A 21,886-nucleotide genomic window follows, 5' to 3' on the forward strand; every position below is an offset into this window, starting at 1 on the left:
GGCATGGCCGCGCCCATCAGCCGGCCCTTCCCATCCTAAGCTCTCGCAGCGTGTCAAGGAGATAGAAAAACTCCTCCACGCGGAAGAGGGCGGAGAGGCCGACGTACGCGACGAGCATGGCCACGCCCTGGAGGAGGATCGTGGGCAGGTCGCCGAGGCCCAGGAGAGAGACGGGCCAGGCGACGAGCGCGGCCGCGAGGGCGAGCAGGAAGGCGGGACAGATGTCGCGCACCTGTTCGAGGTAGGCATAGCCGATGACCCGCTTGTTGGGCGAGGCGTTGATGAAGGTGCAGAGGAGGGCGACCACGATGTACCCGCTCACGATGGCGTGGAGGTCCCTGAGCACGAAGGTGGTGAAGGAGAGGATCGCGATGCCCACCACCTTCTTGACGACCTCGAGCCTGAGGAAGAGGTCGCTCCTCCCCATGCCGTTGAGCACCTGCAGGTTGGTGGTGTGGATGGGGAGCATGGCGTACACGACGCAGTAGAGCTGGACGAAGGGGACGCTGGGGAGCCACGCCTCGCCCAGCACGATGCGCACGACCGGCGTCGCGGCGACGGCGAAGAGCGTCATGGCGGGGACGATGAGGTAGGTGGAGGTCTTGAGGGCCCTGCGGGCGAGGCGCTTGACCCGCGCGGCATCGTCCTGCACGTGGGCCACGGCCGAGAGCATGACGGGCTGGATGGCGCCGTCGAGCATCGCGCCCAGGGCGAAGGGGTACTTTTTGCCCTGCGAGACGTAGCCGAGCTCGGAGCTGGAGAAGACCTTGCCGATGAGGAGGTCGGAGAGGCTCTGGTAGCCCTGCTCGAGAATCCCCGAGGCGAGGAGCTTCCAACCGAAGCGGAACAGGAGCAGGGCACGGTCGCGCTCGAAGCGCAGCCTCGGCTTCCAGGGGATCTGGAGGGCGAGCACCAGGCACTTGCAGGCCTGCTGCAGCAGCTGCTGCACGACGAGAGCCCAGATGCCGCCGCCCAGGAGGGCGGCGACGACGCCGGCGCTGCCCGAGACGACCCCTGCCGTGACCGTCGCACGGAAGGTCTTCTGGAACTCGAGGCGACGGGCGACGATCGCCTCCTGGATCGAGTTGTAGGCGTTGACCACGAGCACCAGGACGAGCACGCGCAGCGGGGTCACGGCCTGCGGCATGCCGTAGAAGGAGGACACGGCCGGGGCGAGGCAGAAGACCGCCACGTAGAGCACGACCGAGATGGCGAGGCTCATCCAGAAGACGGTGTCGAAGTCGGCCTCGCTGGCGTCGGGAACCTGGATGATGGCGGTGTTGAGGCCGCTCTGGACTATGACGTTGCCCACGTTGACGAAGACGAGCATGATCGCCAGGACGCCGAACTCCACCGGGGAGAGCAGGCGGGCCATGACCACCTGGACCACGAGCGTGACCACGGCGGTGCCGCCCTGCTCGAAGAGCTTCCAGAAGAGCGAGCTGAGCGTTGTGGACTTCAGGTCCTTAGCGGGCAAGTGGTCCTCTTCCCAAACCGAGACGCGCGTCCCGAGGCAGCCTGGGGACGCGCGTCGCACTCGTTAGCGGTCATCTCATTGTATAGTATCTAAGGTTCATACGCCCAAACGTCGGGGAAGTTGACAGATGAGAGACAGAATGAAGAGTGCGCTACCCAAGCTCGAGGACCTCCTCGCGGACGGTTTCACGAAGAGGATGGCCGCGAGCTACCTCGGCATCCTCGAGACCGAGCGCGCCAGCGGGCTCTTCGACGCCGACTACCTCGAGTGGGCGCACGCGCACGGCTTCTGCGCCGAGTCCGCCTACGCCTACGGGCTGAGCGACGCCAACCTCGGAAGCTACCTCTCTGACTACGACTATTGGAGACTCTGGCCGCTCAACGACTGGCAGCGCATCTGGATCAACGACAAGCTCACCCTCAACGCGCTGCTCAGCGACTCCGAGCTCGCGCAGTACCTGCCGCGCTACCACTACTACAGCTCCCGCGGGCACCTGCTGCCCCTGGGAGAGGGCGACGGAGCGGGAATGGAGGGCTTCCTCGCCTGCCTACGACGGGAGGGGGAGCTGGCCTGCAAGCCCTGCAACGGCAGCGAGGCCAACGGCTTCTTCAAGCTCGCGTTCGAGGACGGGAGCTACCTCCTCAACGGCAGGCCCGTGGGGGCGGAGGGCGTGGGGCGCTTCGTCGCCGAGAACCCCAACTACGTGTTCACCGAGTTCATCCATCCCAATGCCCAGCTGGCGGCCATCGACCCGCTCATCCACACCATGCGCGTCCTCGTGCTCAACCCCACGGGCATCGACCCCGTGCCCGCCGCCTCCTACCTCCGCTTCGCCGTGGGCGTGGACGAGACCGGGAGCTCCGCGAACTACCAGGCCCCCACGACGGCGGACATCTGCTCGTACAACGTGGGCGTGGACCTCTCGTGCGGGCGCTACGGAGGGGGCAAGGTGGTGTACGCCGCCAAGGTGGTCGACTCCCCCAAACACCCGACGAGCGGCACCCTCGCCGAGGGGCAGATCGACTGCTGGCCCCAGATGCTCGAGATGATGCGTCGCATATCCCTCAAGGTGCGCGCCTGCGAGTACCTGGGCTTCGACGCCTGCGTGACGGACAAGGGGCCGCGCATCATGGAGATAAACTCCCACTCCGGCGTGAAGTACCTCCAGCTCTTCACCCCCATCATGGAGGACGCCCGCCTGAGCGAGTACTTCTCGTCCAAGATCGCCGCCATCGACGCCCTGGACGAGGCCGACAGGGCGGCCCGCAACGGGATCGTCCGCTAGCGTGGGCGCCACGGGACGGGGCGGGACGCCCCGGGTCATAGCGATCGTCCCCGCCTACAACGAGCAGGAATGCCTGGCGCGGACCATAGGGGAGCTCGTCTCGACCTGCCCTGACATCGACTACCTGGTGGTCAACGACGGCTCGAGCGACGACACGCCCAAGATCTGCGACGAGCTGCGCCTGAACCACATCGACCTGCCCGTCAACTGTGGCCTCTCCGCCGCCTTCGGGGCGGGCATGCGCTACGCGCTCGAGCACGGCTACGACGCGGCCGTCCAGTTCGACTCCGACGGGCAGCACGTGCCCAGCTACATACCCTCCATGGTCCAGGCGATGGCCGAGCGCGACGCTGACATCGTGATTGCCTCGCGCGTCGTGGCGGGGGGCAGCGCCGTAGGCCTGCGCGGGTTTGGCGCGAAGCTCATCACCCTGCTCATACGGCTCACGACCGGCCAGGTCATCGGGGACCCGACCTCGGGCATGAGGCTCTACTCAAGGTCGATGATCGAGCACTTCTCGCGCAGCTTCGACCTCTCGCCGGAGCCCGACACCATCGCCTACCTCATCCGCAGGGGTGCGAAGGTGGTGGAGGTCCCCACCGTGATGCGGGACAGGCAGGGCGGCACGAGCTACCTCAGGCTCTCCAGCTCGCTCTCGTACATGGCGCGCACCTGCCTGTCGCTTCTTCTATTCCAATGGTTCAGGTGAGGAGAGACATGCCGCTCACCCTTCGCATCAGCCTCGTCGTCGGGACGCTCCTCGCCCTGGCCCTCGTCCTGCGTCGCATCAGCAAGAGGAAGATTCGCGTCGCGGACGCCGTCTACTGGGTGGTCTCGATGCTCGTCCTGGTGCTCCTCGCCCTGTTCCCAGGCGTGGCCATCCTCGTCTCGGGCTGGCTGGGGTTCCTCTCTCCCAGCAACTTCGTCTTCGTGACGATCATCGCCCTCATGCTGCTCAAGCTCTTCGGCCTCGCCTCTGACGTCTCGAGGCTCACCGACAAGGTCGAGCGCCTCTCGCAGGAGATCGCCCTCATGAACGGGGATGCAGGCGAGGGGCGGGGTCGCCAGGGCGAGCGGTCCTAGCGACCCTACCGGCCCTCACGCGAGGGGGAGGCCGCCTCACGCGAGGACGAGACCGCCTCGCGGACGATGAACTGCGGGGAGCTGTTGAGCGACAGGACGATGTCCCCCAGGTACTCGCCAATGATGCCCAGGGCGAGGAGCACCATGCCGAAGAAGAACAGCATGACGCAGATGAGCGACGTCCAGCCCATGGGCACCCCGGGGTCGAGGAGCCTGTGCACGAGCGAGACGATGCCAAACAGGAAGCCCGCCAGAGCGGTGGCGGCGCCAAGCGTGGACATGACCCGCAGGGGCAGCACCGTGTAGTTGAAGTACGAGAGCCAGAGCCTCACGAGCTTCCCGAGCGTGTAGTTCGACGCGCCATGCTCGCGCTCGTGGTGCTCGATCGTCACGTTGCCGATGCGGTTGGTCATGCGGCCGAAGAGCGCCTCGACGTAGGGGTTGTAGTTCTTGTACTTGATGACCTGGTCGCACACCGCGCGGCTGATGAGCCAGAAGTTGCTCGTCTCCAGCCCCTTGGGACGAGAGAGCAGGACCTGCGCCGACGTCTTGTTGAGCCAGCTGCTGAGGTTCTTGAGCGGCCCGTTCGCGGACTCCCGGTACACGCCGTAGACGATGTCGTAGCCTTCCTCCATCTTTTTGAGGATGACGGGAATCTGCGAGGGATGGGTCTGCAGGTCGTCGTCCATGCCCATGACGAGGTCGCCATGGGCGTAGTTCATCCCGCACATGAGGGCGTTGTGCTGGCCGAAGTTGCGCATGAGGGTGAGCGCGAGGACGTCGTCCCTCTCGCGCGCGAGCTGCGAGATGACCGAGAAGGTGTCGTCGGGGGAGCAGTCGTCCACCAGCACGAACTCGCAGTCGTAGCCCGCGAGCCCCTCGAACACCTCGGAGCAGAGCCCCACGACGGCACGGATGCTCTGGCTCGAGCGATAGCAGGGTATGACTATGGAGACCAGCATGACGCTCCAAACTGCCCAGGGGGCTCAGGTGGGTTGGGGGCCGTCACAGTCTAGACCCAAGCGGACCTCCGGTCTACGAGAGGCCCAGGGAGTAGATGACGATGCCCAGGACGATCAGGGCGAGCGCCAGCCCCTTCTTGGGCGTGATGCGCTCGTGGAAGATGGTGACCCCGAAGAGGGTGACGTACACGTAGCCGGTGGCGTCCAGGATAGAGCCCATGGAGAGCGGGATGCCCCGATACGCGAGCACCGAGAGCAGCGTCGCGCCCACGAAGAGGGCGTACGCGACCACGACGAGCGGGTTGAGGTACTCGCGCAGCGCGCTCTCGTGCCCCCTCAGGGCGCTCTTCTTGAGAAGGACCTGCGAGACGGAGCTCACGAACACCCCGAGGAGGCTGAGCCCGGCGTATGCCATGACCGAGCCGCTCACGAGGCCTCGCCCCCTTGCTCCCCCTCGCCGTCAGGCGAGGTCGCGAAGAGAGCCACGCCGACGAGGACGACGAGGGCGCCGACGACCTTCTGCGGGCTCAGCCGCTCGCCGAAGAGGAGGACGCCCCAGACGATGCCCCAGACGACCGTGATGGCCCGGTTGGCATAGGCGGTGGTGAGCGGCAGGCGCTTGATGACCTGCTGCCACCCCAGGGCGTAGAGTCCCAGCACGAGGATCATCCCGCCGTAGTAGAGGACGAACCCCAGGCTCATGAACTCCTGTCCGGCGGCGAGCTTGCCAAAGATGCTGCACAGGGAGTAGAGGACGAGGAGGAGGTGCAGGAGGAGGTAGGTGGCGCCCCTCCCCCTTCCGGAGCTAGTCGATCCCAAGGTAGCCCCTCCAGAACCCCTGCGTCACGAAGCGCCTGCCCGCCTCCGCGTACTCCTCGCGCAGGCGGTCGCCGTTGCGCTCGATCTCCTTGGCGTCGCGCTTGTAGCGCTCCCAGACGGCCCTGAAGCGCTGGCGGTCCATGTGGCGGATCACCCCACGCCGGTTCTCGAGGTCCACCGCGACGATGGTGTCCTTGCGCCTTATCTGGTCTGCGGGGTACAGCCATCCCGCCACGTCGATGATGGCGGAGCTCCCCCTCTGGACGTAGCCGAGGTCGAGGCGCTGGCCGTTGAAGGTGGCGAAGTCCTCCAGGCGCTGACGGAGGCTGCGCCTCTCCACCACGTCGCTGTCCTTCTGGGCGTCCACTTGTGCGATAAGGGAGAGGTCTATGCCCTCCTCCTCGGCCTGGCGCCTCAGCTCCGGGAAGGGCAGGAGCCTCTCCGCCCGGCGGTTCGCCTCCATGAAGGCCCTCTCGGTTCGCCCGCGCTCCTCGAGGAAGGCGGGCCCCTTGAGGAAGTCCTCGAGGGCGTCGAGGACGAGCTCGGCGTTGGTGTAGTTGAACTTCTTGAGCTCCAGCTGCACCAGGTGGTAGGCCTTGCGCAGGAAGTCGGACTGAGGGGCGACCCCGGTGGCGTACTGGGCGACGAGGGAGTTGCGCGTCACCTGGTAGCGCTCGACGGCCGCGCTGTAGCGCCTCACGAAGGAGGGGTGCCAGAGGCAGATGCCGTTCATGGTCATGAAGCGGGCGCGGCAGCGCAGCGCGTACTCGATGTCGTCGTAGCGGACGAAGAGGGGAAGCGGCAGGCCATGGCGCTCGATGGCGGTGACGGGGATGACGCAGTACCACCACCCCCCGTACTGCTGGGACTGGTCCTCGCTGCCCGAGAGCTCCGGGTGGGCGCCCATGGCCTCGTTGGCCACGACGGAGTGGAGCTGCCCCATGCGCAGGGCGGGCTTGAGGGGGACGCAGTCGCCCGAGAAGGTGACGAAGCCGGTGTCCTCCCAGCGCACGTCCGGCTCGAAGAGGTCCATCATCGCGCCGGAGACGAAGTCCTGGGCGTGGTCGTCGCTCACGATGCGCAGGAGGTTGTAGGTCCTCAGGATGCTCTCGGGAGAGATGAGCACGTCGTCGTCCATGAGGATGACATGCGTCGCCTTGGGCCTCTGGCCGAGCGCCTCGATCATGCCGCGCGCGTAGCCGCCCGACCCGCCCACGTTGTCGTTGGGATGGACGCACACGCGCTCCGCCTGAAGGCGCTCGGCGTCGAGGCTGCGGCCGTTGTCGACGATGTGCATGGTGAAGTGCGTGGCGATAGGCTCGTCCGAGGCCAGTATGCGCGTCTTGGCAAGCTCGACGTTGCGTTCGACGTACTCCTCCTTGCGGAAGGTCGTCGTGCACAGCGCGAGCTCCACGTCGCGCAGGCCGTCAGCGGGAACGCTGGCGAAGTAGTGGGCGTTGCGAATGAAGACCGGCCCTTCGCCCTCCTGCACGATGACGAACGACTCGATCACGTCCTCGTCAGAGTTCTCCATCCGGAGCTCGATGCTGTGCCACTCGTCCGACGCGGGGACGTCGAGCTCGCTTCCCCCCACCAGCTCGACGTCCCAGCTGAAGACGTCGGCGCGGGACTGGAGCAGCCTGAAGGCCGCCCCCTTGGCCTCGAGGTGGAGGAAGAACTCCTTGGCGACCGTGTAGCTGCGCCACTTGGAGACCGAGAGGGCGTTGAAGAACGTCGTGAAGTCATGGGTCCCCGGGCCCTCCAGGGCCCATGCCTCGGGGCCCTCCCCCTCCGCACGCCGCACGAGCGCGGTGGAACGGTGGAGGAGGGTGGGCTCCTGCAGGAACTGGACGCTCTCGTCCAGGAGTACGTTTGCTAGCTTCACGTTGGCCACTTCAGCCATGGGCGGCTCCTCGGATGGTGGGTCTCATAGCGCAACAAGGCATCGTGCACCTACTCTAGCCCCTCTCGTCACGTCCCTGCCACGCGCATGGCCCCGCCCATACAGTCATCAGACGTCGGTCCCCGGCCCATCCTTCGGCAGCTTCGCGGCGAGGTAGCCCGAGAGCCCCTCCTCGAACTGCTTCGCTCGGTCCTCGTCCAGCTCCGAGACGACCCCTCCCCTCGTGCTCAGGGTGGCGTCCACGTCATAGAAGGTCGTGTCGTAGAGGTTCCCATCCTTCTCGAACAGGCTCGTCCCGAGGAAGAAGTTGGGAGCGGAAAGCCCAAGGTAGTCCATCAACGTGGGCGCGAGGTCGAGCGAGTTCCTGCCGCCGGCGTCTATGACCCTCCTTACCACCCTCTTGTGATAGATGAAGAAGGGGATGTCAGAGATGGCCTCCGCCCGGTACGACGACTCGGGGAAGGCGGTGACGAACCCCCGCTCGGCAAACGATGCGTGGTCTGCGGTGAATACCACGATCGTGTCGTCTGCCATCCCGTTGGCGAGGAAGCGCTCCATGAAGCGCCCGAAGTGGTGGTCCGCGTCATGGAACTTGTTGAGCACGGCGTCGCCGCCGTCGCCGAAGCGCCTGTCGACCGAGTCGAGGGACGCATGGGTGCCAAAGGTGTATATGGCCGCGAAGAAGGGCTCGTCCCCGCCCTCGAGCTCCTCGGCAAGGTCAAAGAGGCGCTCGTACGCCTCGCCGTCCGACATGCTTGCCGCCATGCCCGAATACGTCCCAGGCTCGCCGACCACCTCGTCGAAGCCCAGAGTGCCGAGGTAGTCAGTGAACTGCTCGTTATTGGGCTCCGTGTTGATGAAGCGCGTGGCGTAGCCCAGGCCCGAGAGCGCCTGAGGAAGCGACACCAGCGCGTTCGCGTCGTAGTTGTCGTACTGGTATCCCGAGAAGAGCTGGCCGGAGAGGCCGCGATAGGTCGCGAAGCTGTGGTTGTAGTAGTTCTCGAACGAGACGGACTGGCCCTGGAAGCTCCGGACGTTGGACATCACGTCACGCTCGTCGTCGATGACCTCCTGAGAGAGACCCTCAGTGAAGATGAGGATGACGTTGGGCCTCTTGGGGAGGTCGTCTTCCCTGCTCACATGGCTGTCCAGCCCGGGGCGAAAGTACCTTGACGAGGTGTCGGACATCCTCGAGAGGCGCTCGACGTACGCCGCCCTCTCCCTTGCCTGCGAGACGAGGCTCGCGCAGCCGAGCAGCGGCGAGCCACCTGGCCCCATGGCCGTGACGGCAGCGGCCTCTGCGAGCACGAGGGCCAGGAGGCAGAGGGACGCGCAGCACGCGAGCTTGAGGAGCGTCGAGACAAGGAGGAGCCTCCCCTTTTCGGGGGAGGCTCCGTGTCCGCCCTCGCGCGCGAGGTGCCTACTCTCCGCCCGGGACGATCCTTCCCTCCGCCACGTCACGCAGGTGGCGGCCGTAGTCGCTCTTCCCGTAGCGCTCGGCGCACTCGAGCAGGCGCTCGCGGCTCACCCAGCCATTCTCGAAGGCGATCTCCTCGGGGACGGAGACGGGCAGGTCCTGGGCGGTCTCGACCGTACGCACGAACTGCGAGGCCTCGAAGAGAGAACCCATGGTTCCGGTGTCGAGCCAGGCGAAGCCACGACCCAGGGTGATGACGTCGAGCGACCCGTCCTCGAGGTACATGCGGTTGAGGTCCGTGATCTCGTACTCGCCGCGAGCGGAGGGCTTCACCTGGGCGGCCAGGTCGCTGACGCGCTCGTCGTAGAAGTAGAGGCCCGTGACGGCGTAGTTGCTCTTGGGCTCGGAGGGCTTCTCCTCGATGGAGACGGCGTTGTAGCCCTCGTCGAACTCGACGACGCCGAAGCGCTCGGGATCGTCCACGCGATAGCCGAACACGGTGGCGCGCCCCTCGGCCGCCGAGCGGGCCGCCTTGCGGAGGCGCTGGGTGAGGCCGTTGCCGTAGAAGATGTTGTCTCCCAGGACCAAGGCGCAGGGACCCCCGTCCACGAACTCCCGCCCGATGACGAAGGCCTGGGCGAGCCCGTTGGGCACCTCCTGCTCCGCATACGAGAGCGAGATGCCGAAGTCGGAGCCGTCCCCCAGGAGGTTCTTGAAGTTCGGCAGGTCGCGCGGGGTCGAGATGACGAGGATGTCCCTGATTCCCGCAAGCATCAGCGTGGACAGCGGGTAGTAGATCATGGGCTTGTCGTACACGGGCAGAAGTTGCTTGGACGTGACCGTCGTGAGCGGGTACAGGCGCGTCCCGCTCCCTCCCGCAAGGATGATGCCCTTCATGGCGGCTCCTCTCGAAACTTTGGCCAGTTGTTTGGAGACTATATTAGAAAGTTTAGCTTTCGGTACTTTCCGTCCTTGGCGATGTAGGGACTCAGCATGGGATCGCCCTCGACGAAGTAGCTCGGCCACCGCCTGAGGAGGTTCGCCCTCTCCGCGCAGTGCCGAACCGCCTTCTCGCCGCCCAGGTCCGACCCCCTGGAGACCGACTCGTAGTGCGTCAGGACGGACTCCGCACAATAGACGACATGGTAGCCAAGCTCCCCGAGCCGCAGGCAGTAGTCGACGTCGTTGTACGCGACCGTGAAGTCGGTCTCGTCGAAGCCGCCCAGCCTGTCGAACAGCTCCCGCCTGGTGAGGAGGCACGCCCCCGTCACCGCGGTGACGTCCTGGGTGAAGTTCAGCAGGTTGAAGTAGTTTGGCGACATGTCCGGCATGAGCTGTCCGAGGTGGTCCGGGAAGGTGAGGTGGAACGAGACCCCGGCATGCTGGATTGTGCCGTCAGGGTACAGGAGCTTGACCCCGACGGCGCCGACGTCGTCACGGAGGCACCTCCCGACCATCTGCGTCAGCCATCCAGGGGAGACGACCTCGGTGTCGTTGTTCAGCAGGAGGATGAGGTCCCCCTTTGACCTCCTCGCGCCGAAGTTGACCAGCTTGGAGAAGTTGAACTCGTCGCCCTGCAGGGGGTAGGTGACCACGGAGACGCGCTCGTGCTCGCGCGCCAGGGAGTCATACAGAGCAAACGTCTCGGGCTCGCGAGAGCCGTTCTCCACGATGACGACCTCGAAGTTCTTGTAGGACGAGCGGTAGAGGGAGTCGACGCAACGTCCCAGCATTCCGGACTCGTCGCGGCTGGGGATGACGATCGAGACCAGCGGCTCCTCCTCGAGCTCGAAGTCGAGCTGGAAGATGTTGTCGAACTTGGGCCGGATGACGGCCTTGGCGGGAATGTGGCAGCGGTCGAGATGCCCTTGGACGGACAGCTGGCCGGCATTGGAGGTGAAGCTCTTCGCGTCGGGGGAACCGGCGGTGGAGCCGGGGTGGATCCTCCAGTGATAGAGCACCTTCCGCACATGGTGGACGTGCCGCGCGAGCTCGCTTATGCGGAAGGTCATGTTGTGGTCCTGGGCGCCGTCGAACTCCCTGCCCGGCAGCTCGAGCTCGTCCAGGACGGACTTCCTCACCGCCAGGAGGTGGGTGACGTAGTTGCAGGAGCAGAGGAGGTCGGGGTTCCAGTCCGGCTTGAAGAAGGGACTGACGAGGGTCCCCTCCTGCAACTTGTCCTCGTCACAGTACAGCAGGTCGGTGTCCGGGCGCTGGTTCACCGCCTCGGCGTACGAGAAGAGCAGGTCCGGCTCGATGACGTCGTCATGGTCCAGGAAGCAGACGAAGTCCCCGCTGGCAGCGAGGATCCCCTGGTTCGTGTTGAGCGTGATTCCCAGATTCTCGTCGAGGGTCAGCTCCCTGACGCGCCGGTCCGCATTGACGTAGCGGGCTATGCGGTCGGCGAGCTCCCGGTTGTCCGGACTGGCATTGACGAGCAGGAGCTCGAAGTCCTCATAGGACTGGCCGAGCACCGAGCCCACCATGTCGTCCAAGAAGGGGATCGGCGTGTTGAAGACGGGGACGACGATCGAGAAGCGCGGCTGGATGGCCAGCCTCGTGCGCCTCTGGATCTCGAGGAGGCTCCGGGATGCCTTGTGAGAGCGGAACCACTCGGGGTATGCCTCGTCGAAGTCTGCGCTCAGGGTGTCGAAATGCCACCTGTCACGCCAGGCCTGGAGCTCGAAGTCCTGGATTGTGACGAAGGAGTCCTCCCCATCCCGCGGCCTGACCCAGACCACGAACGACCATAGGTCGCGGGCGATGCGTACGGAGTAGGTGACGTGACGCCTCGAGTAGTAGCCCCTCTCTTCGATGCGGTCGCTCAGGACGATGGGCTCGGCGATGCCATCTTGGACCTCCCTGCCGTTGGAGTCGAGCAGGACGAGCCCCGGGACCTCCCCCCAGTCATGGCGGGGCGGGGCGAGGCTGACGACGCTGATGTGCACGATGTCGTTGTTGTCCCAGGCGTTGAAGCAGACCCTGTCGATGGTGATCTCTGACTTGTTCAGCCGATTCTTGCTGTCGATGTTCCTGATCGACTCCGCCTCCTCGTTCTTGAGAGCGGTGTTGATCCTCGACCTGTTCTTCGCCCAGCCGGGGCTGACGTTATGCGAATCGAGGAGGCTGCGGCCACCGTCGGCGGAGACGGAGAACAGCTCGACGCATTGGGGCAGGTCGAGCACCGGAACGACGATGACGAACTCTTCCTCTCCCAGCCTGTGGATGGAGGAGGGGACGACGTTTCCCTCGCTCGTGGTCGAGCGGACCTCGAGAGACCCGAGGGCCGAGCCCTTCCCCTCCACGGTCAGCCTCTGGAAGATCTTCCCCTGGCCCCTGGTCACCTGGCGGTATCTCAGTCTCACTGACGTTCCCTTCCGTCACTCTCCCCTTGCCTTAAGGCGAGGCGCCTGGCAGATTGAGAGGGTTTGGCCACAGCGTTTTATCCCATCATATTATGGCCGCTCGTCTCCCTTGCGCCGGGCGACGCGACGGCATGCGGGCGAGAGGAACAAGCCATGGAGGCATGGGCTAGTAGACCACATCGCCCAGTCGGTCACGAAAGCTCCGCATCGAGGCTCGCGAACTCCTCGGGGACGGCGCCGGGCTCGCAGCCAAAGCTCTCCTCGACGGCGCGCGCCTGGGCGAGGCGCAGCTCGGCGAGCGCGGCCCTGCCCATGTCCGCATAGGCTCCCGAGAGCCTCCTCAGGGTGTAGGCGACGTAGCCGGCGAGCGAGTCCGCCACGCCGGAGAGCAGCATCATGGTCACCAGCGAGTCTGGCGAGAGCTGCAGGGCGACCTCGGGGTCGAGGTCGAGGAGTCCCGCGATGGCGTCTTCCGCCTGCCCCGCGGACTCCACGTCCCCGTCCATGACGGCGCCCCTCAGGGCCGCCGTCGCGACGTCGACGAACTGGCTGATTATCTCGAGCAGGTAGTCGTGCTGGAGCATGTCGGTCTCCCAACGTCGGGCTGCGGTCAACAGAGGACAGTCTATTACCTAGGCAGCCCGACTTGCAGGCGGGACGTGGCGGGCACCGGCCCACCGAACGCAAGGGTGGGACGCAGGTGTCAGCGGGGACCTGCGGGCGGGACGACGCCGAGGTGCTCGAAGGCGAGCTCCGTCGCCTGCCTCCCCTGGGGCGTCCTAATGATGAGGCCACGTTGGAGCAGGTAGGGCTCGTAGACGTCCTCGAGGGTGGAGGGGTCCTCCCCCACGGCGGATGCGATGGTGGTCAGGCCCACGGGGCGACCCCTGAACGTGCGCGTGAGCGCGTCGAGGATCTTGATGTCCATCCAGTCGAGGCCCATCTCGTCTATCTCGAAGAAGGTGAGCGCCTCGGCGGCGACGTCCCAGCTTATGCTCCCCTCGGCCTTAACCTGCGCGTAGTCGCGCACGCGCTTGAGGAGGCGGTTCGCCAGGCGTGGGGTGCCGCGCGAGCGAGAGGCTATCTCGGCCGCGCCCTGCGCGTCTATCCGCACGCCCAGGATCTGCGCCGAGCGGACGACTATGCCCGCAAGCTCCTCGATGCTGTAGTAGTCGAGGCGGTAGCTGATGCCAAAGCGGTCGCGCAGGGGGCCGGTGAGGAGGCCCGTGCGCGTCGTCGCCCCGACCAGGGTGAAGTGCGGGACGTCCAGGCGGATGGAACGGGCTGCGGGGCCCTTCCCGATCACGATGTCAAGGAAGAAGTCCTCCATGGCGGGATAGAGGACCTCCTCGACCTGGTGGTTCAGGCGGTGGATCTCGTCCACGAAGAGGACGTCGCCCTCCTCGAGGTTGGTGAGGATGGCGGCGAGGTCGCCGGTGCGCGCGATGGCGGGACCGGAAGTGGTCTTGATCTTGGCGCCCATCTCATGGGCCACCACGTTTGCGAGCGTGGTCTTGCCAAGGCCCGGGGGGCCCGAGAAGAGCACGTGGTCGAGGGTCTCGTGACGGTCCTTCGCCGCCGCGATGAGCACACGCAGGTTCTGGCGCACGCGCTCCTGGCCGCAGTACTCGTCGAGCGTCACGGGGCGCAGGCTGCGCTCGACGTCCAGGTCGTCCTCGGTGAGCTCGCCGCTCACCGACCGGGGGCCGCCCGCCCTTCGCTCGAGGTCCGCCACGTCGTCGAAGAGGTCGTCTCGCCCGTTCTCCCACATCAGGCAGCACCCCCCAGCCTCTTGAGGGCGTAGGCGACGGCCTTCTCGATCGTGGTGACGCCAGCCTCGCCAAGCCCCTGGAGGGCGAGCTCCGCCTCCTGGGGGGTGAAGCCCATGGCCAGCAGGGCAGAGCCGGCCTCGTCCCTGACGGACTCGCTCGTCTGGGGCAGCGGGACGTCGGAGGCAGGCGCTTCGGACATGCCCACGAGCCCTCTGAGCTCCGCATCCTTCGCGAATACGTCCTGCAGCTCCATGAGCAGGCGCTGTGCCTTCTTCTTGCCCACGCCGGGCACCTGCGCCATGCGCGTGGCGTCCTGGGTGGCGACGATGGTGGCGAGCGATGCGGCGGAATAGGTGGAGAGGACCGCCAGCGCGAGCTTGGGGCCGACGCCGGACACGGCGACGAGGCGGTCGAATACCGAGCGCTCCTCCCTCGTGGCGAAGCCGTAGAGCTCGAGGGCGCTCTCCTTCACCAGGAGGCGCGTGAGCAGGGTCACCCCCGCCTCGCCCACGGCGGGCAGAGACGCCGCCGTCGTGGCGGAGACGCCAAGCTCGTAGCCCACCCCGCCCACGTCCAGCACGACGCGCGTGGGAAGGGCCTCCAAGAGGCTGCCCGTAAGCTGAGAGATCACTGGGAGTTCCTCCTACTCTGACGGGAGCGGCCCATCCCCGACGCACCCCGAGCGCCCGCCACGTGGGCGGCCGTCGCGGCGGCGGTGACCTGGCGCGCCTCCTCGCGGTCGGCCTCGGCCTGCGCCTCGAGCTGCTCCAGCACCTGGACGCTCGCCCCGTCCTGCACGATGTGGCGCGTACGGGTCAGGTTGGCGTGGCAGACCGCCGCAGCAAGGGCGTCCGCGCAGTGGTCGGGCCTGGGGTCGTGGTCGAGCGCGAGGAGGGTGCGGACCATGTAGATGACCTGGTACTTGTCTGCCGAGCCGGTGCCCACCACGGCCTGCTTGATCTGCATGGGGGTGTACTCCCCCACCTCGAGCCCCGCCCGGGCGCAGGCGACGATTGCCGCCCCGCGTGCATGGGCCGTAGCGATGGCGGAGCGGCTGTTCTCTCCGAAGAAGATCTTCTCTATGGCGAGCTGGGACGGCTGGTAGGCCTGTATGGCGTCGGATATCTCCGCATAGATCCTGCCCAGGCGACGGTCGAGCTGCTCCGAGGCGGGGGTGCTTATGCAGCCGTACGCGCGGGCGCGGCACACCGGGCCCCGCGTCTCGACGATACCCCAGCCGGTGTTCGCGAGCCCGGGGTCGATGCCCATTATCACCATCCGCACTCCAATCTAGAACGTGCGTTCTATGATAGCAGAGCGGACGCGGCCTCCCGGCCCAGAGCTCAGTTGTCCGAGAAGGGGCCGGACCACTCGCGTCTCCCGTCGGCACGTCCCCCGCCCTGGCGCCCGCCGGAGAAGGGCGTCGCGTCGTCGACGATCCCGAAGCCGGCGTCCACGCCAAAGTCCCTCAGATACGAGATCGCCTCGTCGAAGGCGCGGGGGGCCTCCTGCGCGTGCGCCTCGTCGTCCCCCTCGGCCGCCGGCCCAGCCGGCTCGCCGTCGGCCGCGCGTGGTGACGCGGCGGCCGTCCGCCCGCCCCTCGGGTCGTCCCGCGGGGAGAAGAGCCTTTGCGCCAGCTCCAGGGGCGACTCGACGGGACCCGCCGCGTCGTGCCAGGCAAACGGAAGCGGGGCCGCGGCGTCCTCCACGGGGCAGGTGCTGGCGCCCAGGCAGGGGGCGAGGACGGCTCGTGACGCGGCGGTGGACTCGTATGCGGCGAGGACGGCGCGTGCGAACGAATCGTCCACCCCTGCCGCCTCGGCCAGCTCGAAGGGGCGCCGCATCCACTCGATGCGCTCGCAGAGCGCCGCGTCGACGCGCGCCACCCAGTCCTCGCGCGCACGGGAGCCCCGGGGAGGCTCGACGCCCTCGACGCGGGGCAGCTCCCCCTCCGTGAGGGCAAGCTCGCCGAAGACGGGACTGATGGCGTTCCTCAGCCGCGCGAGCGCGACGACGTCAGAGAGGTAGACGTCTCCCAGGGGGTGCAGGAGGACACCGGGCTGGGACGTGCCCCCGCCCAGCGAGAGGCCCGTCTTGTCAAGGAAGCCCACAGGCAACAGCCCCCCTTCCTGGGCATATGCGGCAAGCTGCGCGAAGGGCAGCAGGCGAGGGAGGGCTCCTTCCCGGCCGCGGCCGGCCATGCCGGGCAGCTCGACGAGGTCGACCCCGAGCTCACGGGCGAGCCTCCTGCACGAGCGCTCGCGCGCCTCTCCCCCAAGGGAGGGCAGGAGGGCGTGGACGTTCTGGGGGCCGAGCGCGTCGCTCGAGAGGGTGGTGAGCAGCCTCGAGCCCAGGCTGCCGTCCAGGACGAGGGCGACCCCCGGAAGCCCCAGCTTGCGCACGTAGTCACGGAGTCCGAGGCAGAGGGCCTGCCACATGAAGAGGGTCTCGTCGAAGAGCTCGGGCTCGGCCGGGCTCCGCAGGACCACCTCGTCCCCCCGCGCGGGCAGCTCCGCCACGAGGAGCTGCTCCTCGAAGGAGGGGGCGAGGGCGGCGAGCTCGCCCTCGGGGGTCATGACGAAGCTCCCGCCCGTGTAGACCTGCTCGCCATAGCCCCCGAGCCCGCCCACGGCGACGACCCAGGCGCCCGTGGCGGCGGCGTCGGCGGCGAAGCGCCCTCCCAGGACATTTGCGCCAAGGGGGGAGCTGGGGTCGTCGGCCGCATAGGGATAGGGCGAGAGGAACACCACCGCGTCCAGGTCGCGGTCATGGTCGTCGTAGTCGTCCAGGTCCTCGTAGCTCAGGGCGAGCCCCAGGCGGAGGCCGGAGAGCTCGAGCACCGGAGGCGCCGCCGACGTCGACGCCTCCTCCGACGCGCCACCTGGCACCCCAAGCGAGGCGTCGCCCGACCAGGCGGGCGCCCCGAGCGGCACCACGCGGCCCCGCTCGAGGAGGAAGGCCTCGGCCTGGGAGACGTCGCCGAGGCTCATGACGGCGGGCACCACGCAGGGACAGGCGACCTCGCGGGAGAGGTCGGAGAGCGCCAGCAGAAGGCTTGAGGCGAAGGGCTCCTGGTCGGCGGGGGCGGTCGTGCCCTCCGGACCCGAGAGCAGGGGCAGGGGGAAGAGCAGGAGGTCGACGCCCCTTGCCGCGGCACGCTCGGAAAGGGCAGCCACCCTGCCCGGAGTGCCCAGCAGGTCGCCCGGCCTGCTTCCCATCTGGGCGATTCCCATCCTCATCCGACCTACCTCCGATCACGTTCCCGGCCGCCTGGGACTGGGCGGCGAAAAGGAGGCGCGGCGACCCCGATGCGAGGCCGCCGCGCCGACGTTGCAGCTGCCAGAGCCTGGCCTACGCCTCGGCCTTCCAGAGGCCGTGGAGGTTGCAGTACTCGTAGGCGGTGAAGGCGCCGGCGGGCTTCGCGAAGGTCGCCTGGGGCTTCATGCCGGGCTTCAGGTACCTGACGGTGACGCCGTCCTCGGTGGCCAGCGCGATGAACTGGATGTAGTGCTCCTCGAGCATGGGGTGCTCGACGGAGCCGACGGTGACGACGACCTGGTCGCCCTCGACGCTGACCTGGGGGACGTGCTTCTCGGTGGCGGCGTCGGTGGAGCCGGCGACGAGCTCCTCCATGGGGGAGCCGCAGCAGCTGAGGGTGCCACCGCCCCTCCTGATGAGGGCGACGATGTTCCCACAGGTGTTGCAGCGATAGAACTTGGCCTCAGGCATGGCTCATCCTCTCTTCTCTGCCCACGCTCGTCGAGCAGGTGGCCCCTACCACCTCGGGCATCGCTTCCATTATGCCCCCGCGCGCACGCAGCTATGCGCAAGAAATGTCAGTAATCTCATAACATTATTGGCATGGCCCCCTAGGCGACGCGCACTCCCCCGCCCGAGCCCACCAGGTCCTCGACCTCGGCCATGAGCACCATGTTGCGCGCGTCGACGCGGGCGGGAAGCTCCATGCGCATCAGGTCACCTCCCACCGCCTCGACCAGGAGCTCCACCCTATCCATCCCGGAATAGCGGGCGAGGATGGCCTGGAGCTGCTCCATGCGCGCCATCGAGAGCATCCGCGAGCTCATGCTGACCTCGATCACCTTGGGCCGGTTGGTCTTCTCGCTGAGCTCCATCGACACGATGGAGCTCGCGATGATCTGGTTGCCGCGGTCCCCACGCTCGAGCTTGCCCGTGACCTTGATGAAGACGTCGCCCATACGCTCGCCGGTCTCGGGGTCCACGTCCCCCTCCAGCGCCGCGGCGCACTCCTTGTAGGTCTTGGGGAAGACGACGAGGGATATCTCGCCCTCCATGTCCTCGAGCGTGACGATGGCCATCTGGTCGCCGTTCTTGGTGACCTTCTTGGCTACGCCGCCCGTGGGCACCATCCCCGCGAGCCGGATGGGCTTGCCCTCGGGGACTCGGAAGCGGGTGGAGCTGCCGCCCGTGAAGGGGTCGACCACCTCCTCCGACTCCTCTATCTCGGCGATGGTGTAGTCGCGCGCCTTCGAGAGTGCGTACTCGAAGGGCCTGAGCGGGTGGTCCGAGACGTAGATGCCCAGCACCTCGTGCTCCTGGGCGAGCTTGGTGTGGCGGTCCCACTCGTCACCGTTCGCGGGGGGCACCTCGTCCTCGAAGCCCGAGCCCTCGACGTCGGCGAACATGTCGAAGAGGGAGCTCTGTCCGCAGGCGCGGTCCTTCTGGCGCTTGGCGGCGGCGTCGATGATGTTGCTGGGGTCGTTCTTGTCCACGAAGCTCATCATCTGCTTGCGGGGATAGCCGGTCGAGTCGAAGGCGCCGCTCTTTATGAGCGCCTCGACCACGCGACGGTTGGCCTGGCTCGAGTCGACGCGGTCCACGAAGTCGTGGAGGCTCTTGAAGGGTCCCCCCTGGCTGCGCTCGGCCATGATCGCGTCGCCCACGCCCTCGCCCACGCCGCGGATGCCCGCGAACCCGAAGCGGATGCCCTCGGGCGTCGCCGTGAAGTCCTTGCCCGACTCGTTGATGTCGGGCGGCAGGACCTGGATGCCCTCGTGCCTGCAGGAGCTGACGTAGTGGACGATCTTCTCCGTCTTGCCCATGTAGCTGGTGAGGACCGACGCCATGTACTCGCGGGGGAAGTACGCCTTGAGCCAGGCGGTCTGCATGACCAGGATGGCATAGCCCGCCGAGTGCGACTTGTTGAAGGCGTAGGAGGCGAACTCGAGGACGTCGTCCCAGATGCGCTGGGCGGTCTCCCTCTCGTAGCCATTCTCCACGGCGCCGTTCATCCAGTGGTCGTAGGTCGTCTCGTCCTTGCCGTTGTCCCAGTGGAACACGGTGCTGGTGAGGAGCTTGATCTTCTTCTTCGCCACGGGCTTGCGGATGCGCGAGTCGGACTCGCCGGCGGAGAAGTTGGACATCTTCACCGAGATCTGCATGACCTGTTCCTGGTAGACGATGGTGCCATAGGTCTCGTCCAGGATGTCGGAGAGACGGTCGTCGTAGAAGACGACGGGCTCCTTGCCGTTCATGCGGTTGATGTAGCTCGTGACCATGCCAGCGCCGAGGGGGCCGGGACGGTAGAGGGCGATGAGTGCGACGATCTGCTTGTACTCCTTGGGCTGCATGTTCTTGATCGTCGCCGTCATGCCCGCGGACTCGACCTGGAAGACCCCGGCCGTGTGCCCCGAGCCCAGGAGCTCGTAGATCTTGGGGTCGGAGAAGTCGATCTTGTCCACGTCGATGTCCACGTGGGTCGCCCCGTCCCTCAGGCAGGCGCGGACGGCGTCGGGGATGTCCTCCTCGCTGGCGAGGCCGGGATGGCTGCGCCTGATGTTGGCCAGGGCCTTGTTGATGACGGTGAGGGTCCTCAGGCCGAGGAAGTCCATCTTGAGGAGGCCCATGTCCGCGACCGAGTGTCCCTCGTACTGCGTGATGGTGACGTTGCCCTTGGTGTCGAGCTTCGTGGGCACGTGGTCGGTGACGGGAGTCGGCGCGATGAGCGTCGCGCAGGCGTGCACGCCCTCGCCGCGGGTCATGCCCTCGATCGAGAGGGCTGCGTCAATGATGCGGTGGGCGTCCGCGTCCTTCTGGTAGGCCTCCTCGAAGTCCGGCGAGTACTGGTCGGGATGCTTCTCGGTCTTGTGGAGGGCGCAGGGCAGCGACAGCTTTGGGTCGTTGGAGAGCATCTTGGAGAGGCGCTGGCCCACGTAGACGGGAAACCCCAGCACACGCGCCGCGTCGTTGATGGCCTGCTTCGCCTTGATCGTGGAGTAGGTGATGACCTTGCAGACGCGGTCCTCGCCGTACACCTCGCGCACGTGGGCGAGGACGTCCTGGAGGTGCTCGTCGTCGAAGTCCATGTCGATGTCGGGCATCTCGGAGCGCTGGGGAGAGAGGAAGCGCTCGAACATGAGGCCGTTCTCGAGCGGGTCGAAGGAGGTGATGTTCATGGCGTAGGCGACGATGGCCCCGGCGGCGGAGCCGCGGCCCGGGCCCACGCCGATGCCGTTGTCCTTGGCCCACTGCACGTAGTCCTGGACGATGAGGAAGTAGTTGGCGAAGCCCTTGTCGCAGATGATCTTGTACTCGTACTCGAAGCGCTCACGCACGTTGATGCCGCCGATGACCACGTTCTCCCAGTCGTCGCCGTAGCGCTTAGCGAGGCCGCGCTCGCACTCCTCCCTGAAGCGCGCCTCGGCCGTCTCGCCCTCGCGAAGTCCGGGGTATTGGGGCAGATACATGTTGGCCCAGTCGATCTCGAAGTCGCACTTGGCGGCGACCTCGAGGGTGTTGTCGCAGGCCTCGGGGATCCATGAGAAGAGCTCGCGCATCTCCTCCTCGCTCTTCATGTAGAACTCCGTGCCGTCCATGCGCATGCGGCCGGCGTCGTCGAGCGTGGTGGCCTTGCCGATGCACGAGAGGATGTCCTGGGTGGGGGCGTCCTCGCGAGAGAGGTAGTGGAAGTCGTTGGTGGCGATGACCTTGACGTCCAGCTCGCGCGCCATCTTCACCAGGTACTCGTCGAGCCTGCGGTCGTCCCAGCCGTTGCGGAAGCTCAGGCCGTGGTCCTGGATCTCCATGTAGAAGTCGTCGCCGAAGATGTCCTTGAAGGTGCGCGCCCACTCGCGCGCGCCGTCGAAGTCGCCGTCCAGCACGCACTGCTGGATGATCCCCTGGACGCAGGCGCTCTGGCAGATGAGACCCTCGTGGAACTCCCTCAGCATGGCCAGGGTGGTGCGCGGCTTGTAGTACATCATCTCGTGCCCCGCGGCCTTCGACATGCAGCGGATGAGGTTGACGTAGCCGGTCTCGTTCTTGGCCAGGAGTATGAGGTGGTAACGACGCTGCTTGGTGCCGCGCTCGATGCAGTCGTCCGTGATGAAGTACGCCTCGCAGCCGAAGATCGGCTTGACCTTCAGCTCGGGGCGGTTCGCCCTCACCGCCGCGATGTCATGGCCCGACTCCTCCCAGACCCTGCAGTCGGACTCCCACTGCGCATGGGGCAGGTCGCAGGCGGCGGCACCGGGCTCGTCCGCCTCGGGCTCCTCGAGCTCCCAACCCTTCTGGAAGCACTCGATGTCGTGCTTCCACTGCCTCATGCCCAGGGCGCCGTCGTTGTACTTGCGGCACTCGAGGTCGAGGTTGGGGATCCCGAAGAGGTAGCCGTGGTCCGTGAGGGCGACGGCGGGCATCCCGAAGTCGACGGCGCGCTTCACCATGTCTGGTATGCGGGTGGCGCCGTCAAGGATGGAGAAGTCGGAGTGGTTGTGCAGGTGGACGAACGCCATGGTTGCTGCTCTCCAGACTGCCTCGTGACCA

General features: G+C 66.8%; 18 protein-coding genes. 3 read left to right on the forward strand and 15 right to left on the reverse strand.

What is annotated here, in order from left to right; translation table 11 throughout:
• Window positions 1–16: 16 nt before the first annotated feature.
• Window positions 17–1,477, reverse strand: coding sequence for a lipopolysaccharide biosynthesis protein (locus HMPREF1868_RS06555; RefSeq protein WP_062531372.1), 1,461 nt, complete (start codon window positions 1,475–1,477; stop codon window positions 17–19).
• 139 nt (window positions 1,478–1,616) lie between these two features.
• Here HMPREF1868_RS06555 and HMPREF1868_RS06560 point away from each other — a divergent pair, with 139 nt between their 5' ends.
• Genes HMPREF1868_RS06560 through HMPREF1868_RS06570 form a run of 3 tightly spaced genes read left to right on the forward strand, consistent with a single transcriptional unit; the run spans window position 1,617 to window position 3,845 of the window.
• On the forward strand, window positions 1,617–2,762 hold the full coding sequence (locus tag HMPREF1868_RS06560; protein ID WP_062531373.1) for a sugar-transfer associated ATP-grasp domain-containing protein: 1,146 nt from the start codon (window positions 1,617–1,619) through the stop codon (window positions 2,760–2,762).
• A 1-nt stretch (window position 2,763) separates the two neighbouring features.
• Window positions 2,764–3,471: a glycosyltransferase family 2 protein gene (locus tag HMPREF1868_RS06565; protein ID WP_062531374.1), complete on the forward strand. Its 708-nt coding sequence runs from the start codon at window positions 2,764–2,766 to the stop codon at window positions 3,469–3,471.
• A gap of 8 nt (window positions 3,472–3,479) precedes the next feature.
• Window positions 3,480–3,845, forward strand: coding sequence for a DUF2304 domain-containing protein (locus tag HMPREF1868_RS06570; RefSeq protein ID WP_062531375.1), 366 nt, complete (start codon window positions 3,480–3,482; stop codon window positions 3,843–3,845).
• Between the two features lie 5 nt (window positions 3,846–3,850).
• Here HMPREF1868_RS06570 and HMPREF1868_RS06575 read toward each other — a convergent pair whose 3' ends face one another.
• From HMPREF1868_RS06575 to dnaE, 14 genes are all read right to left on the reverse strand, one after another.
• Window positions 3,851–4,807, reverse strand: a complete 957-nt coding sequence (locus HMPREF1868_RS06575) for a glycosyltransferase family 2 protein (protein ID WP_062531376.1) — start codon at window positions 4,805–4,807, stop codon at window positions 3,851–3,853.
• Window positions 4,808–4,880: 73 nt separating this feature from the next.
• Complete coding sequence (locus tag HMPREF1868_RS06580) at window positions 4,881–5,237, reverse strand: DMT family transporter (protein ID WP_197414967.1); 357 nt, start codon at window positions 5,235–5,237, stop codon at window positions 4,881–4,883.
• Entirely contained in the window at window positions 5,234–5,626 is a 393-nt protein-coding gene (locus HMPREF1868_RS06585; RefSeq protein WP_062531377.1) for an EamA family transporter, read from the reverse strand. Before HMPREF1868_RS06585 ends, HMPREF1868_RS06580 begins: the two co-directional genes overlap by 4 nt.
• Window positions 5,613–7,529 carry a glycosyltransferase family protein gene (locus HMPREF1868_RS06590; RefSeq protein ID WP_062531378.1) on the reverse strand — a complete coding sequence of 639 codons (1,917 nt, stop codon included), beginning with the start codon at window positions 7,527–7,529 and terminating at the stop codon, window positions 5,613–5,615. Before HMPREF1868_RS06590 ends, HMPREF1868_RS06585 begins: the two co-directional genes overlap by 14 nt.
• Window positions 7,530–7,637: 108 nt before the next feature.
• Window positions 7,638–8,837 carry an LTA synthase family protein gene (locus tag HMPREF1868_RS06595; protein ID WP_156439430.1) on the reverse strand — a complete coding sequence of 400 codons (1,200 nt, stop codon included), beginning with the start codon at window positions 8,835–8,837 and terminating at the stop codon, window positions 7,638–7,640.
• 112 nt (window positions 8,838–8,949) lie between these two features.
• Window positions 8,950–9,843, reverse strand: coding sequence for a glucose-1-phosphate thymidylyltransferase RfbA (rfbA, locus tag HMPREF1868_RS06600; protein ID WP_062531380.1), 894 nt, complete (start codon window positions 9,841–9,843; stop codon window positions 8,950–8,952).
• Between the two features lie 38 nt (window positions 9,844–9,881).
• Window positions 9,882–12,311 (reverse strand): glycosyltransferase family 2 protein, encoded by a 2,430-nt coding sequence (locus HMPREF1868_RS06605; protein WP_082719573.1) that lies wholly within the window; start codon window positions 12,309–12,311, stop codon window positions 9,882–9,884.
• Between the two features lie 191 nt (window positions 12,312–12,502).
• Window positions 12,503–12,895, reverse strand: coding sequence for a hypothetical protein (locus tag HMPREF1868_RS06610; RefSeq protein WP_009278995.1), 393 nt, complete (start codon window positions 12,893–12,895; stop codon window positions 12,503–12,505).
• Window positions 12,896–13,014: 119 nt separating this feature from the next.
• Window positions 13,015–14,082, reverse strand: a complete 1,068-nt coding sequence (gene ruvB, locus HMPREF1868_RS06615; RefSeq protein WP_009278994.1) for a Holliday junction branch migration DNA helicase RuvB — start codon at window positions 14,080–14,082, stop codon at window positions 13,015–13,017.
• On the reverse strand, window positions 14,082–14,714 hold the full coding sequence (gene ruvA / locus HMPREF1868_RS06620; protein ID WP_009278993.1) for a Holliday junction branch migration protein RuvA: 633 nt from the start codon (window positions 14,712–14,714) through the stop codon (window positions 14,082–14,084). The genes ruvB and ruvA overlap by 1 nt, the downstream gene beginning before the upstream one ends.
• On the reverse strand, window positions 14,711–15,361 hold the full coding sequence (ruvC, locus tag HMPREF1868_RS06625; protein ID WP_009278992.1) for a crossover junction endodeoxyribonuclease RuvC: 651 nt from the start codon (window positions 15,359–15,361) through the stop codon (window positions 14,711–14,713). The genes ruvA and ruvC overlap by 4 nt, the downstream gene beginning before the upstream one ends.
• A gap of 65 nt (window positions 15,362–15,426) precedes the next feature.
• On the reverse strand, window positions 15,427–17,322 hold the full coding sequence (locus HMPREF1868_RS06630; RefSeq protein ID WP_062531382.1) for an NAD(+) synthetase: 1,896 nt from the start codon (window positions 17,320–17,322) through the stop codon (window positions 15,427–15,429).
• 112 nt (window positions 17,323–17,434) lie between these two features.
• The gene (locus tag HMPREF1868_RS06635; protein ID WP_062531383.1) at window positions 17,435–17,812 is read right to left on the reverse strand and encodes a desulfoferrodoxin family protein; all 378 of its coding nucleotides are present in this window, start codon (window positions 17,810–17,812) and stop codon (window positions 17,435–17,437) included.
• 140 nt (window positions 17,813–17,952) lie between these two features.
• Complete coding sequence (dnaE, locus tag HMPREF1868_RS06640; protein ID WP_062531384.1) at window positions 17,953–21,855, reverse strand: DNA polymerase III subunit alpha; 3,903 nt, start codon at window positions 21,853–21,855, stop codon at window positions 17,953–17,955.
• Between the last annotated feature and the right edge of the window lie 31 nt (window positions 21,856–21,886).

The sequence above is a fragment of the Olsenella sp. DNF00959 genome, assembly GCF_001553055.1.
Taxonomy (GTDB): Bacteria; Actinomycetota; Coriobacteriia; order Coriobacteriales; family Atopobiaceae; genus Olsenella_I; species Olsenella_I phocaeensis.

Excerpts from the sequence above, each read along its gene's own strand:
- HMPREF1868_RS06560 (WP_062531373.1), top strand. The coding sequence starts at position 1,617 with ATGAAGAGTGCGCTACCCAAGCTCGAGGACCTCCTCGCGGACGGTTTC.
- HMPREF1868_RS06570 (WP_062531375.1), top strand. The coding sequence starts at position 3,480 with ATGCCGCTCACCCTTCGCATCAGCCTCGTCGTCGGGACGCTCCTCGCC.
- HMPREF1868_RS06575 (WP_062531376.1), bottom strand. The coding sequence starts at position 4,807 with ATGCTGGTCTCCATAGTCATACCCTGCTATCGCTCGAGCCAGAGCATC.
- HMPREF1868_RS06590 (WP_062531378.1), bottom strand. The coding sequence starts at position 7,529 with ATGGCTGAAGTGGCCAACGTGAAGCTAGCAAACGTACTCCTGGACGAG.
- rfbA (WP_062531380.1), bottom strand. The coding sequence starts at position 9,843 with ATGAAGGGCATCATCCTTGCGGGAGGGAGCGGGACGCGCCTGTACCCG.
- HMPREF1868_RS06610 (WP_009278995.1), bottom strand. The coding sequence starts at position 12,895 with ATGCTCCAGCACGACTACCTGCTCGAGATAATCAGCCAGTTCGTCGAC.
- ruvB (WP_009278994.1), bottom strand. The coding sequence starts at position 14,082 with ATGTGGGAGAACGGGCGAGACGACCTCTTCGACGACGTGGCGGACCTC.
- ruvC (WP_009278992.1), bottom strand. The coding sequence starts at position 15,361 with ATGGTGATAATGGGCATCGACCCCGGGCTCGCGAACACCGGCTGGGGT.
- HMPREF1868_RS06630 (WP_062531382.1), bottom strand. The coding sequence starts at position 17,322 with ATGAGGATGGGAATCGCCCAGATGGGAAGCAGGCCGGGCGACCTGCTG.
- HMPREF1868_RS06635 (WP_062531383.1), bottom strand. The coding sequence starts at position 17,812 with ATGCCTGAGGCCAAGTTCTATCGCTGCAACACCTGTGGGAACATCGTC.
- dnaE (WP_062531384.1), bottom strand. The coding sequence starts at position 21,855 with ATGGCGTTCGTCCACCTGCACAACCACTCCGACTTCTCCATCCTTGAC.